The organism is Allobosea sp. 05T422_2 (assembly GCF_056396265.1).
Genome location: NZ_JBFTLD010000173.1, coordinates 1 through 13858 on the forward strand (window position 1 = coordinate 1; position 13858 = coordinate 13858).

At 67.5% G+C, this 13858-nt stretch carries 13 protein-coding genes and 2 pseudogenes; 11 read left to right on the plus strand and 4 right to left on the minus strand.

The genetic code is table 11. The annotated features are described in order from the left end of the window. From AC1DJT_RS24425 to AC1DJT_RS24435, 3 genes and pseudogenes are all read right to left on the minus strand, one after another. The coding region (locus AC1DJT_RS24425; RefSeq protein ID WP_476835044.1) for a LacI family DNA-binding transcriptional regulator at positions 1–545 on the minus strand (545 nt) is incomplete at its 3' end. Between the two features lie 234 nt (positions 546–779). Further along, a pseudogene (locus AC1DJT_RS24430) lies at positions 780–953 on the minus strand (helix-turn-helix domain-containing protein); the annotation flags it as partial. A gap of 89 nt (positions 954–1042) precedes the next feature. After that, positions 1043–1531, minus strand: a complete 489-nt coding sequence (locus tag AC1DJT_RS24435; RefSeq protein ID WP_441488503.1) for an MgtC/SapB family protein — start codon at positions 1529–1531, stop codon at positions 1043–1045. 373 nt (positions 1532–1904) lie between these two features. On the opposite strand from AC1DJT_RS24435, the gene AC1DJT_RS24440 reads away from it, so the two are divergent. The 9 genes from AC1DJT_RS24440 to AC1DJT_RS24480 all read left to right on the plus strand — a co-directional run bounded on the left by AC1DJT_RS24440 (position 1905) and on the right by AC1DJT_RS24480 (position 10699). After that, positions 1905–2216 carry a hypothetical protein gene (locus AC1DJT_RS24440; protein ID WP_476835045.1) on the plus strand — a complete coding sequence of 104 codons (312 nt, stop codon included), beginning with the start codon at positions 1905–1907 and terminating at the stop codon, positions 2214–2216. A 160-nt stretch (positions 2217–2376) separates the two neighbouring features. Further along, entirely contained in the window at positions 2377–2886 is a 510-nt protein-coding gene (locus AC1DJT_RS24445) for a cupin domain-containing protein (protein ID WP_441504591.1), read from the plus strand. Between the two features lie 253 nt (positions 2887–3139). Next, positions 3140–3844, plus strand: coding sequence for a hypothetical protein (locus AC1DJT_RS24450; protein WP_441504592.1), 705 nt, complete (start codon positions 3140–3142; stop codon positions 3842–3844). Positions 3845–4145: 301 nt separating this feature from the next. Continuing rightward, a complete protein-coding gene (locus tag AC1DJT_RS24455; protein ID WP_476835046.1) occupies positions 4146–5735 on the plus strand; it encodes an ABC transporter substrate-binding protein in 1590 nt (529 codons plus the stop codon). A gap of 76 nt (positions 5736–5811) precedes the next feature. Then, positions 5812–6825 carry an ABC transporter permease gene (locus tag AC1DJT_RS24460; RefSeq protein WP_441504594.1) on the plus strand — a complete coding sequence of 338 codons (1014 nt, stop codon included), beginning with the start codon at positions 5812–5814 and terminating at the stop codon, positions 6823–6825. Positions 6826–6839: 14 nt separating this feature from the next. Beyond that, a complete protein-coding gene (locus AC1DJT_RS24465) occupies positions 6840–7739 on the plus strand; it encodes an ABC transporter permease (protein WP_476835048.1) in 900 nt (299 codons plus the stop codon). 2 nt (positions 7740–7741) lie between these two features. Further along, complete coding sequence (locus AC1DJT_RS24470) at positions 7742–9475, plus strand: dipeptide ABC transporter ATP-binding protein (protein ID WP_441504595.1); 1734 nt, start codon at positions 7742–7744, stop codon at positions 9473–9475. Positions 9476–9538: 63 nt separating this feature from the next. Next, entirely contained in the window at positions 9539–9919 is a 381-nt protein-coding gene (gene hpxZ, locus AC1DJT_RS24475; protein WP_441504596.1) for an oxalurate catabolism protein HpxZ, read from the plus strand. A gap of 96 nt (positions 9920–10015) precedes the next feature. Next, entirely contained in the window at positions 10016–10699 is a 684-nt protein-coding gene (locus AC1DJT_RS24480; protein WP_441504597.1) for a GntR family transcriptional regulator, read from the plus strand. Here the strand turns inward: AC1DJT_RS24480 and atzF are convergent. After that, positions 10681–12471 carry an allophanate hydrolase gene (gene atzF / locus AC1DJT_RS24485; RefSeq protein ID WP_476835047.1) on the minus strand — a complete coding sequence of 597 codons (1791 nt, stop codon included), beginning with the start codon at positions 12469–12471 and terminating at the stop codon, positions 10681–10683. The genes AC1DJT_RS24480 and atzF overlap by 19 nt on opposite strands. A gap of 278 nt (positions 12472–12749) precedes the next feature. Between atzF and AC1DJT_RS24490 the strand changes: the two genes are divergently transcribed. Next, positions 12750–13436, plus strand: a complete 687-nt coding sequence (locus tag AC1DJT_RS24490; RefSeq protein WP_441504599.1) for a cysteine hydrolase family protein — start codon at positions 12750–12752, stop codon at positions 13434–13436. Between the two features lie 130 nt (positions 13437–13566). Continuing rightward, positions 13567–13858: pseudogene (locus AC1DJT_RS24495) on the plus strand (regulator); the annotation flags it as partial.

Sequence of the window (13858 nt, forward strand, 5' to 3'; positions counted from 1 at the left end):
GCCATGTAGCCCCCGCCCTCGAGATCGACGCCGACGGAGGTGATTTCGGTACCGTCGCCTTGATCCTGCAGCGCGACACAGGGGACGCCGTGGCGTGCCAGTTCCTTCAACGCGTCCCAGATCGCCCGCGTTGGAGCCGAGGTGATGACGCCGTCCGAGACGCCCCCGCGCAGCCGCGCGATCGCCTTGAGCTTGGCCGCCTCGTCTTCCGCAACGAGCACGTCGAGCAGATAGCCGCGCTCCTGCGCCACCTGCTGCACGGCGCCGATCACCTCGGCCGAGTAGGGATTGCCGATATCGGGGGTGATGAAGGTGAGCGTGTTGGTGCGCCGCTGCCTCAGGTTCCGTGCAACGGAATTCGGGGTGTAGCCGAGATCGGCGGCGGCTTTGCGCACACGCTGCTGCGTGGCCTCGGAGAGACCGACGCGCCCACTTGCGCCATTGAGCACCAGCGAAACCGTCGCCTGCGAAACCCCCGCACGCTTCGCGACATCGGTGCTGGTCGCGGCTCCCGGTCGCTTCGATGGTTTCTGCTCGCGCGGCAACGCCTTCTCCTGGAATCTAATACGTATTAGATTAAGAGCTAACCGCTCATGGAATGCCTGTCAACGAAGGCCGCAGCGCCGACCTGACGGCGCATTCCTAAGGCCGGGACCAGTCGATCAAGCTGGTCATGGCAGCCGCCCGGCTGGCAGAAAACCTCAACCTGCGCGCGCCGGTTGGCCAGTGCATCCGGGCGCACGGCAGGCCCTGAGCCTTGGCGCGCAGCCGGCTCGCGCCACGGTCCGCCCCGCTTCCTTCAGCATCGGCTTCCGGGTGGAATCCCGGTCGAACAGCGGGAAGCCCAGCTGAGCCACCAGATTGGAGATCGTGTAGCTGATCACCGAAGTCGCGCGCCCAAGCGCGCGCCGAGCCCGCCCGCCTCTGCCCCCTCCGACGGGCTTGTCGGGCATGGAGCCGATATTCGATGACTTCCGCTCCCGACGCGCCTTCCGCAATCGCGGGATGAGCGCAGGAAGCATGTGCCGCAATCGGGTGCCTCTCAGTCCTCGTCGCGCGCCCGTGCTTCCCCTTGCGCAGCTCTCGCCGCATCTCCCCCGGCCCGCCGCCCGGCCCAGCGCTCGATCGAGTGATTGATCGCCAGCAGCAGCAATGCGAGGCCCGTTGCGGTCACGACGATCTTCCAGTCGCCCAGGCCGGCAGCGCAGCCGAGAGCGGCCGTCACCCAGATGGCCGCAGCCGTGGTGAGCCCCCTCGGGGTCATTTCCCGATCGCGAAGGACGATCACCCCGGCGCCCAGAAATCCGATGCCGGTCAGAACACCCTGCACGACACGGCTTGCCGCATCGGCCTGATCCGGTTCGCCGAAGATCCCAGCTGCCGCTGCCGTTCCAAGTCCGACCAGACCGAATGTGCGAATGCCCGCACTGCTCTGCTTGAGCGTGCGCTCCCAGCCGACGGCTATGCCCGCGGCGGTCCCCGCCAACAACCTGAAGATCAGGTCGACTTCAGCCCATGAAAACAGCTCCATAGGGCTATTCCCGCCCGGGGGTATCAAGGTCGCTACGCCGTACGCGCTCGCGCGTGCCGGCCGCCTCGACGGCATCAGGGCCTGCCGGCCCAGCCGCCTTGAGCGGCACAGGCGAAGGTGAGAAAGGGCCGTCGGGGCCCCGTTGCGCTGAATCGCGCGCCCCAATCTGAGCTTCCTGGCCGTTTCTCATGGGGTCTCCTTCGCTATCACCCCTTCCCCAACGCCGCCCCCGACAGGCTGTTCCGATGCAGGCGTGAAGAAGACCGGCGAGGCACCATCCGCCAGGAATGCCCGGCCGAGGGCCATGCGCCGCCCCGTGGCGAACACGTTGCTCCGCCATGCGTTATCCGACCAACTTTGGACCGGAGAGATGATGAGCGACGGAAAACATGAGCTCCGATTGGCCTTCAAGCGCATCGAGCGGGAGGTTCCGCAGGGTTTCGCCTCCCTGTTGCGCTGGCTGCGCCATCCCGCCTCGCGCTGGGCCCGCCTCCCCGCGGGCCTCATCCTCGTGGTCGGGGGCATCTTCTCGATACTGCCCGTGCTCGGGCTCTGKATGCTGCCGCTCGGCCTGCTACTGATCGCAGCGGATATCGCGCCCTTGCGCAAACCCATGGCGCGCTTTGTCCACGCTGCCATGAACCTGTGGGCGAGGCTGCGAGCACGCTGGCAGCGACGAGGCTAAGGCTGCTCCGCACGAGCGATCCCGAGCAAAAAGCGCCCACTGAGGACCGAATGCACCAATGCGCGGTACGTCCCGGACTGCGCGCCGCCGGGACGTACCGCCGGACCGGGAACGATGGGTCATTCCCAGCGTTATGCCGCCGAGTTCCGCGGGGCACGACATGGCGATCGTCACGGCGTTTCATTTCGAGGAGCACGGCACCGTGCCGAATAATCCGCGCCTGCCCGTGCTGTTCTACGTGGCTGCGTTTCCCGCCGAAGCCGCGGATATGGCGACCCTCATGGAAGAGCGTTTCGAAGGGAATGGCTGGCCCCCGCAATGGCGCAGCGGCATCTATGACTTCCAGCACTATCACACCGAAGGGCACGAGGCTCTCGGGATAGCCGCCGGCAAGGCGACACTGCTCCTAGGGGGAGAAAGAGGCCGTGAGATCGAGGTTGCCGCCGGAGATGTCGTCCTGCTGCCGGCGGGAACGGGACATCGATGCTTGCGGGCATCGCAGGACTTACTGGTGATCGGCGCCTATCCCCCGGGGCAGTCGGGGGACATCGTGCGGACCGAAGCAACAGCGCCGATCCGCCGGGCAATCGCCCGCCTGGCGTTTCCGGCGAGCGATCCGGTGGCCGGGTATGATGGCCCGGTTTCGTACCACTGGAGCGAGAGTATGTGAGACCGGAGTTGTTTGTCGTGCCCATTTGCGAATATCGCCCGCTCGCCCTGCCTGTCGCAGGCTCCCGCCCGCGCGCCGGGCGCAACGCTTGACGCAAGCCCTGCTAGCCCTGGCGCGACGGGCATCGAGGCAATCCCTCTTGTGGTCAGCGGGACCGGTGACTGATGGCCAAGGCGCGCAACGAGGCTTTACTTTCCGGCCATGAGCCCGGACGCTGATCGCCCCCGCTCCCGTCGGAAACGCGCTGCCTGCCATGCCCGAGACTGCTTCCGCGCGCCGCGCCATCGGCCTGATCGTTCCCTCCTCCAACCGGGTCGTCGAGCGCGTGGCGGCCCGTCTGCTGGCTGGAACTCCGGAGATAGATTGCTGCATCGCCCGGGTGCCCTATGACGGCATCGTCGCGGCCGCGCCGGCTGCCGGCTACAGGCTCGAACCCTTCGACACCGCTGCGATGCTGCTGGAAGAGGCCCGCGTCGATACGATCTGCTGGAACGCGACGCGGGGCGCGGCGCTGGGCTTTGCCGCCGATCGCGACCTGTGCCGGCGGATCGAGGACAAGACGGGCATCCCGGCGGTCACCACCGCTCTCGCGACCCTTGCGCTCCTCGGGGCAGAGCCGGGCCGGCGCGTCGGCCTGATCACGCAGGGCGACGAAGCGGAATCGCTGCATGTCGCCGGGCAGTTTCGCCGTGGGGATGTCGACATCCGCGAGCATCTCTGGCTCGGCATCACCAATAATCTCGATGCCGCGCATCTTACCGGCGACAGGCTGCTCGCCGAGGCAAGGACCCTGGCCGCGCGATCGCGCCTCGACACCATCCTGGTCTGGAGCACCAATCTATCCGGCTACGCCGCAGGCCTGGCCGCCGATCCGGCATCGGATCCGGCCATCCTCGACGCGGCCGAGATCGGCATCAACGCTGCGCTGATAAGCACAAGTGCGCGGCAGCAGAGATAATTGCCCACTAAATAGCCTGAATACCAGTCATTGCATGCAACATGACGAGGGCGGCTGCCCACGCCGGCATTTTACAAGAGATTTCAATCGCCTAAGTCTTGGCACGCTACGTGCTTGACTGGCGCCCATGTGCGCCTTTGCTGACCCGCATCCAGGACAGAGCACCATCCGAGCCGCGACAGGCGCGGAACGGATTGCCCTCGCGGCCCGGCCGCAGGGCGCTCTGCCCCGCCCGCCGGCCTGTTCCCGGCGGGCCGGCGCGCCGCGACATCCCGACTGGCAAAACAAGGATCTCTCGCCGATGCTCACTCGCCGCACCGCCATCGCAGCCGGCCTTGCTGCCCCCTTCGTCGCGCAGGGCAAGCTCGGGGCACAGACACCCAGCCGGGCCGAGACATTGCTGCTGGTGCAGGAATATGGGCCCAACAGCCTGGACATGCAGGGCATCGGCTCGTCGCAGCCGGTCAATGGCGTCGCGCTGAACTGCTATGACCGGCTGCTGCGCTTCAAGCCGGTGCCGATCCCGGGCGGCGGCGGCAACACGATCGCGATGGGCGAGCTCGAGGGCGAACTGGCCGAGAGCTGGCAGGTCGCCTCGGACGGCATGAGCTGCACCTTCAAGCTGCGCGACGCCACCTTCCATTCCGGCCGCAAGGTMACGGCGGCCGATGTGAAATGGTCGCTCGACCGCGCCTGCACGATCGGGGGGTTCGCCACCACGCAGATGAATGCYGGCTCGCTCGAGAAGCCAGRGCAGTTCGTCGTCGTCGACGACAAGACCTTCCGAGTCGACTTCGTCCGCAAGGACAAGATGACGCTGCCGAACCTCGCGGTCACCATCCCCTTCGTGTTCGACTCCGAGCTCGCGATCAAGAATGGCGGCGGCGATCCCCATGCGAAGGAGTGGCTGAAGAACAACGTCGCCGGCTCCGGCGCCTACAAGGTCGAGAGCTGGAAACCCGGCGTCGAGACGATCTATGTCCGGAACGATGCCTGGACCTCCGGCAAGCTGCCGCAGCTTCGCCGCATCATTGCGCGCGACATCGCCTCGCCTTCGACCCGCCGGGCCCTGATGGAGCGCGGCGATGCCGATGTCTCCTACGGGCTGCCACCGAAGGACTTCAAGGACCTGCTCGATGCCGGCAAGGTCAATGTCGTCGGCGTGCCGATCCCCAACGGTGTCTGGGGCTGCTACCTCAACACGCAGGTCGGGCCGTTCAAGGATGTGCGCCTGCGCCAGGCCGTGGCCTGGGTGATGCCCTATGAGAAGCTGCTGCAGGCCTCGCTGTTCGGCCGCGGCGTCGACATGTCGGGCGGGCCCGAGACGCCCAAGGTCACCTGGCCGCAGCCCTTTCCCTACACATCCAACGTCGCCAAGGCCAAGGCGCTGGTCGATGCAGCCGGCGGCGGCTTCTCGACCACGCTGTATTTCGACGCCGGCAATGCGACGGTCGCCGAACCGATGGCGGTGCTGATCAAGGAGGCGCTCGGCGCGATCGGAATCACCGTCGAGATCAACAAGGTGCCGGGCGCGAATTTCCGTACCGAGATCGCCAAGAAGACCAATCCGATGGTGCTGAACCGCTTCGCCGGCTGGCTCGACTATCCCGATTACTACCTGTTCTGGACGATGCACGGCAATAATTCGATCTTCAACATCGCCGCCTATCAGAACCCGGAACTCGACAAGCTGATCGACGCCGCGCGCTTCGCGCCMGACAAGGCAGCCTATGACGCTAATGTCGTCGACTTCATCAAGCTGGTGAACCGCGAGGTGCCGATGGTGCCGATCGCGCAGCCGACCCATGACGTGGCGCTCCAGAAGGCGATCGGCGGCTATCAGTTCCAGCCCTGCCGCGAGCCCGATTTCCGCTACCTGACCAAGGGCTGAGCGCCCAGCGCACCGCCGCCCCGCACGCAACGGCGGCGGCGGCGACTTCGCCGGATTTCGGCAAGGAGGCTGCACAATGCTTCGCATGATCGGCGGGCGGCTGATGACGACGATCCCGTCGGTCATCGGCGTGATCATCGTCACCTTCCTGCTGACGCGGGTGTTGCCGGGGGACACGGCAGCCTATTTCGCCGGGCCCGCAGCGACGCCGCAGGCCATTGCCGAAATCCGCAGCAAGCTGGGGCTCGACCAGCCCTTGCCGGTGCAGTTCGTCTCCTATGTCACGGCGCTGGCCAAGGGCGATCTCGGCCAGTCCCTGACCACCGGCCAGCCGGTGACGGCCGACCTGGCGGCGCGGCTGCCCGCCTCCGCCGAGCTGACGCTTGCGGGTCTGCTGCTGGCCATGTCGGTCGCCCTGCCGCTCGGCGTACTGGCCGCGGTGAAGCAGGGCTCCTGGATCGACCATCTCTGCCGCGTGGTGGCGACGGCCGGCGTCTCGCTGCCGGTGTTCTTCACCGGGCTCCTGCTGGTCTATGCCTTCTATTTCCTGCTCGGCTGGTCGCCGGCGCCTCTCGGGCGGCTCGATGTCTTCGCCTCGGAACCGCCGCGCATCACCGGGCTGTTCTTGATCGACAGCCTGCTTGCCGGGCATGTCGAAACCTTTCGTGCCGCGCTGGCGCAACTGATCCTGCCGGCGGTCACGCTCGGCATCTTCTCGCTGGCGCCGATCACGCGGATGACCCGCGCCTCGATGCTGGCTGTGCTCGGCGCCGATTTCGTCCGCACCGCGCGCGCCAGCGGGCTGACCAATGCCAAGGTCATCGGCACCTATGCCTTTCGCAACGCCATGCTGCCCGTCGTGACCACGCTCGGCATGGTGTTCTCCTTCCTGCTCGGCGCCAATGTCCTGGTCGAGAAGGTCTTCGCCTGGCCGGGCGTCGGCTCCTATGCGGTCGAGGCGCTGATCGCCTCGGATTACGCGCCGATCCAGGGCTTCGTGCTGACCATGGCGATCCTCTACGTCGTGCTGAACCTGCTGATCGACCTGCTCTACGGCGTCATCGATCCCCGCGTCAGGCTGGAAGGGTGAGGCCCGTGAACGACATGAGCAAGCTCGACCCCGCCGCCACGCCCGCCCTGCGCTTCGAGGCGCCGCCCGCGACGAGCCTGTGGGCCCATGCGCGCCATGTCGTCTCGGAAAACCCGATCACCGGCTTCGCCTTCCTGCTGTTCGGGCTGATCGTGCTCGCGGCGATCTTCGGTCCCTCGCTCGTGCCCTACGACCCGCTGGCGAGCAACACCAATGCGGCACTCCAGGCCCCGAGCGCGGCGCATTGGTTMGGCACCGACCAGCTCGGGCGGGACATCTTCAGCCGGGTCATCGCCGCGACGCGGCTCGATTTCACCATTGCGGTCGCCTCGGTCGCGCTCGTTTTCCTGCTCGGCGGGCTCGCCGGCGTCAGCGCCGGCTTCTTCGGCGGCTGGGTCGACAAGCTGGTCGGTCGCATCGCCGACACGATCATGGCCTTCCCGCTCTTCGTACTGGCGATGGGCATCGTCGCGGCGCTCGGCAACAGCGTCACCAATATCGTGATTGCGACCGCCATCATCAATTTCCCGCTCTATGCGCGGGTGGCGCGGGCCGAGGCGAATGTGCGGCGCGAGGCGGGTTTCGTGCAGGCGGCGCGGCTCTCGGGCAATTCCGACTGGCGGCTGCTCCTCACCCAGATCGTGCCCAACATCATGCCGATCATGGCTGTGCAGATGTCGCTGACCATGGGCTACGCGATCCTGAACGCGGCCGGCCTCTCCTTCATCGGCCTTGGCGTACGCCCGCCGACGCCGGAATGGGGGATCATGGTGGCCGAGGGTGCGAGCTTCATCGTCTCCGGCGAATGGTGGATCGCCTTCTTCCCCGGCCTGGCGCTGATGATCGCGGTGTTCTGCTTCAACCTGCTCGGCGACGGCGTGCGCGATCTCGTCGATCCCCAGCGGAGGAATTGACCTTGGCCACGATCCCGCTGCTCGAGATCCGGAACCTCACCGTCGAATTCGCCACGCGCCGTGGGGCGGTGCAGGCGGTGAAATCGATCGATATCAGCGTCGCCAAGGGCGAGACGGTCGCGATCGTCGGCGAGTCCGGCTCGGGCAAATCGGTGACCTCCTATGCCGTGGTGCGCATTCTCGACCGGGCCGGCCGGGTCGCAGAGGGTTCGATCTCGTTCTCAGGCGTCGATCTCGTCGCCGCCGACGAGGCGCAGATGCGCGACCTGCGCGGGCGCGAGATCTCGATGGTCTTCCAGAACCCGCGCGCCGCGCTCAACCCGATCCGCAAGGTCGGACGGCAGATCGAGGACGTGCTGCTGCAACATGTCCAGGCGACGCGCGCGACCGCCAGGGAGAAGGCGATCGAGGCCCTGACGCGCGTCAGGATCGCAAGGCCCGAAGAGCGCTACGATGCCTACCCGTTCGAGCTTTCGGGCGGCATGTGCCAGCGCGTGGTGATCGCGCTCGCCATCACCTGCCAGCCGCAGCTGCTGATCGCCGACGAGCCGACCACGGGGCTCGACGTCACCACGCAGAAGGCGGTGATGGATCTCATCGTCGAGCTCACCCGCGAGCGCGGCATGTCGACGATCCTGATCACCCATGATCTCGGGCTGGCTGCCGCCTATTGCGACAAGGTCGTGGTCATGGAGAAGGGCCGCGTCGTCGAGACGGCCGCGGCCAGTGAGATCTTCCGCAATCCGCAGCACCCCTATACCCGCCGGCTGATGCAGGCGACGCCGCGCATCGGCATGTCGCTCGCCGATCTGCTGACCGAACCGCCGAAGGCGGAGCCGGTGCCCAAGACAGCGCCCGCCCCCTCGCCTGTCCCCACCTCCTCTGGCGCGGCGCGAGGCGAAGCGGCCCCTGGGCCGCTGCTCAGCGTCGAGGCGCTGGTGAAGGAGTATCCGCGCCCGGCTACGGGGGCGTTCCTCGCCAGGCTGATGGGCAAGGCGGAGCCTGGGAAGCCCGGCTTCCGCGCCGTCGACGGTATCAGCTTCTCAATTGCGCGCGGCGAGACGCTCGGGCTCGTCGGCGAATCCGGCTGCGGCAAGTCGACGACCTCGATGATGATCACGCGGCTGATCGACCCGAGTGGCGGCAGGATCGTCTTTGACGGCAGCGATATCGGCGCGATCCCCGCCCGGCAGTTTGCGGCCTCGCCCCAGCGCCGGCGCATCCAGATGGTGTTCCAGGACCCGACCGACAGCCTCAACCCGCGCTTCACTGCCGAGCGGGCGATTGCCGACCCGATCATGCGGATGGGCGCGATCCGCGGCCGCGATGCGCTGCGGGCGCGCTGCGAGGACCTGGCGCGGCTTGTCGGCCTGCCGGCCGAGCTGATCGACCGGTTCCCGCATCAGCTCTCGGGCGGGCAGAAGGCGCGCGTCGGCATCGGCCGCGCGATCGCGCTCGACCCCGACCTCGTCATCCTGGACGAGCCGACAGCGGCGCTCGACGTTTCCGTCCAGGCGGTCGTCCTGAACCTGCTGGAGGAGTTGAAGGGGCGGCTCGGCATGAGCTATCTCTTCGTCTCGCACGACCTGAATGTGGTGCGGCTGCTCTGCGACCGGGTGATCGTGATGCGCAGCGGCGCGATCGTCGAGGAAGGTACCGCAGAAGAGGTTCTGGGCAACCCGAGAGCCGAGTACACCAGAGAGCTGCTGACCGCGATTCCGCATCCGCCGATGTGACGGTGCAAGATGCCGTTGCGCATGCAGCGCCGAAACCGGCCATGGCCTTTGGAGACGCCTTTCATGAAGATCAACGACCCTGCCGTGCTTGCCGAAGTCGAGGCCGCCTTCGCGACCTATGAAAAGGCGCTGACGAGCAACGACGTGGCCACGCTGGACGCGCTGTTCAGGGACAGCCCGCTGACGCTGCGCTATGGCGTGGCCGAGAACCTCTACGGCCATCATCAGATCGCCGCGTTCCGCTCGGCGCGCTCGCCCGTCGGGATCGAGCGCGCGCTCGAACGCACCGTCATCACCAGCTATGGCGATGCGATGGCGACCGCCAACACGATGTTCCGCCGCGCCAGCATGCAGGGCAAGGTCGGCCGGCAAAGCCAGACCTGGGTCAAGTTTCCCGAAGGCTGGCGGGTCGTCGCMGCCCATGTCAGCGTCATCGCGGAATGAGTCTTTCGCGTCGGGCCATGACCTTGGCCATGACCGTCGCGTCGATGCCTGTCATGCAGGCGCCTGCGCCCCTGCCCGTTCTCCGGTGCTGATGCCATGCCGCCCCGCGCCCTCCCCGTCAGAGCCAAGCCCGCAGCCCCGGCGCCGACGCGCACGGAGGCGCTGCGCCTTCAGATCGCCGACGAGATCGTCTCCGGTGCGCTCGAACCGGGGACGCCGCTCGACGAGCAGGATCTGGCGGCGCGGTTCGGCGTCTCGCGGACACCCGTGCGCGAGGCGATCCGCCAATTGTCCGCCTCGGGCCTCGTCAGCGTCCGGCCGCACCGCGGGGCGGTTGTCGCCTTGCCGACCCCGCGGCAGCTCGACGACATGTTCGAAGCCATGGCCGAGCTGGAGGCGCTCTGCGCCGGGCTCGCCGCCCGCAACATGACCGTGCCCGAACGGCGCGGGCTCGAAGGGCTGCACCAGGCCCTGCGCGCGCTGGTGCATGAGGGCGATCCCGCGCGCTATCACGAGACCAACGAGGCCTTTCACGCCGCGATCTATGCCGGATCGCATAATGGCTATCTGGCGGAGCTGACGCTGATGACGCGCGCCCGGGTCGCGCCGTTCCGCAGGGCGCAGTTCCGGGCGACCGGGCGGCTCGGCGGCTCCTATCGCGAGCACGACCTGATCGTCCAGGCGATCCTGCGCGGCGACCAGCCCGGCGCGAGCGAGGCGATGCGCGCCCATATCGGCATCGTGCGCGATGCGTTCAGGAGCTATGCGGGCGCGCCCTGACGCGCGCCCTGCGCTGCGACATAGGCCCGCCAGCCCCCGAACTCGCTGACGTCGCGCGCCGCCTCGGTCGCGATCTGCTCGCAGAGAAAGCCCTTGACCCGCGTGCCGTCGGCCAGCGCCAGCGTGCCGATGCCGAKCGGCGAAGGAATGCCGGCAACGAAACGGCCAAAGCCTTCGGGAGGCAGCGCCCAGACCTCGAGCGCGATCGGAGTTCCCCCTTGCCCGACCCGGATCAGGCCCGGCCGCGCCGGCGGTCCGCCCGGCAGGGCAAAGAGGCGGTATTCGGCGCTTGTACTCGTCGCGCGCTGGAAGATCGCGCCGAGCGCGGTCAATTCTCCGTTCAGGGGCATGCCCGAGAGATGCGCGCCGACAACGGCGATCTCAAGCATGCCAGGCGCGGCAGTGGCCGGCTCGTTCGCCGGCGGCAGCGGCAGGCCGGTCGCGCCCAGCGTCAGTCCCGACGCCTGATGGAAGGCCCGCCCGAGGCTGGCCAGCGACGCATCCTGGCCGGACGGCGCGATCAAGGTGACGCCGGCTGCGGTGCCGTCCTCCATCAGGCTCACCGGCACGGCGAGCGCGCACATATCGAGCAGGTTGACGAAATTGGTGTAGCGGCCGAGCAGCGAATTCCGGCCGATCGGGTCTGTCGCCATCTCGGCCAGCGTGACCGGCCGCGGCACGGTCGGCACCATCATGGCATCGATGCCCTTCAGAGCGGCCCGGGCGCAGAGAGCAAGCCCGGCCAGCCGGTATTGCGCCGCGAAGGCCTCGGCCGCATCCGGCAGCGGCCGCCCCGTGATGACCTGCCGGATCACCGGCAGGATCGCCTCGGGTTCGGCCATCAGCAGGTCGCGGATGGCGAGATAGCGCTCCGCCACCCAGGGCCCGTCATAGAGCAGCCGGGCGGTCTCGTAGAATGGCGTCATGTCGATGGGGACGATGATCGCGCCCAGCGCTCGCGCCCGTTCGACCGCAAGGGCAAAGCTCGCCGCCGCCGCCGGAGCGCCGTCGAAATCGAGATCGGCTGGGCGCKGGATGGCGAGCCGCGGATGCGGCGCCAGTGCGCCCGGCCGCCCGAACGGTATGGAACGGGAGAACGGGTCGGTCGCATCGGGGCCGGCGATCACCTCCAGGACGGCCGATGCGTCATCGACGGTCAGCGCGAACACCGAAACGCAGTCGAGCGTGCGGCAGGCCGGAACGACGCCCGCCGTCGAGACCAGGCCGAGGCTCGGCTTGAGGCCGACGAGGTTCTGCAGGCCGGCGGGCACCCGGCCCGACCCCGCGGTGTCGGTGCCGAGCGCGACAGGAACGATGCCGGCCGCAACCGCGCAGGCGGAGCCGGAGCTCGAGCCTCCCGGCACGAGATCGGGGCGCAAGGCGTTGCGCGGCACGCCATAGGGCGAACGCGTGCCGTTCAGGCCGGTGGCGAACTGGTCGAGATTGGTCTTGCCGATGATGATCGCGCCCTCTTCCCGCAACCGCGCAACCACGCCGGCATCCGCGACGGGGAGATAGGAGAAAGCCGGACATGCCGCGCTGGTGGCGAGCCCGGCGACATCGATATTGTCCTTGACCGCGATGGGCACGCCCCAGAGCCTGCGACCCCGTGGGCCCTCGGCCTGCAGGCGCGCCGCCTCGGCCAGCGCTTCCGTTTCGAGCCGCAGGCTGATGAAGATCGCTTCGTCGTCATGGTCGCGATAGCGCGCATAGGCTGCCGCAATCGTCTCCGGGATCGTGCGCCGGCCGGCAAGATGATCAGCGAGAAGCATGGTCATTGTGCTCACGAGATAGCCCCTCTTCTTTCCAGCCTATGAAATGAGCAATTGCTTGCGAGATGCATGCGAAGATTATGCATGCCGCCACCTGCATCGGCCGCGCTGCGCAGCCGGACCCGTGCGATCCGCCGATCGCGCCCCTCTGACGCTCAAATTGATCAAGCGATTTCAAATCCTTAGCTGGAACCGCCCGCAACTYCGGGGCCGCAACCCGCGCTCAGGCACAGCCCTTGCAAAGCTTGTTCCGTTCGCCAGCGACGGGAGCGCCTTTCGTGAGCCGGTCCGAGATTGCAGCCCAGCCCTTCCCGATCAGCGTCGATTTCGCGCGAACCGCGCTCGTGATCATCGACATGCAGCGGGATTTCCTGGAGCCGGGCGGCTTTGGCGCCGCGCTCGGCAATGATGTCGCCCTGCTCGGCGCGGCGCTCCTGCCCTGCAAGGCCATGCTCGCAGGAGCCCGCGCCGCCGGCATGCTGGTAATCCACACGCGCGAGGGCCACCGGCCCGATCTCTCGGACGCGCCGCCGGCCAAGGTGCTGCGCGGCGATCCGGCCACACGCATCGGCGCGGCGGGGCCGATGGGGCGTATCCTCGTCCGCGGCGAGGCCGGCCATGACATCGTGCCGGCGCTGGCGCCGCTGCCCGGCGAACCGGTGATCGACAAGCCCGGCAAGGGCGCCTTCTACCAGACCGATCTCGACCTGATGCTGCGCAATCGCGGCATCGAGACGCTGCTCGTCAGTGGCGTGACGACCGAGGTCTGCGTCCACACCACCGTGCGCGAGGCGAATGACCGGGGCTATCGCTGTCTCGTCCTCGGCGACGCCTGCGCCTCGTACTTTCCGGAATTCCACAGAGTGGGCCTGGCGATGATCGCAGCCCAGGGCGGCATTTTCGGCTGGGTCTCGTCCACGGATGCGGTGCTGGCCGCCCTCGCAGCCAAGGACCGGGCTGCCTAGAGCAAGCTGCGGAAAAGCGGCAACGGTTTTTCGCGTTAAGAATGCCCTAAACTATTAGATTTGTTCACGTTTTCCGCGTTTTGACGATTTCTTCCAAACGCAGCGTGATCCAAGCGCGGAGGTGAAGACCATGACGAGCGCGACAAGCAGGCCACAATTGTGGACGCCGGGCGACTGGAACGCCCTGTTCGGTTTCGGTACCAATATCCTAGTCAATCTGCTGGTGCTGACCGGGCTTCTGCAATTCGTGCTGAAGATGCCTGCTGAGATCGTCTTCGGCCGCATCCTGCCCGCGCTTGGTCTGATGATGCTGCTCTCGACCGGTTATTACGCCTGGCTCGCCTACCGGCTCGCCAGGGAAACCGGCCGCGACGATGTCTGCGCCCTGCCCTCGGGCATCAGCGTGCCGCATATGTTCGTCG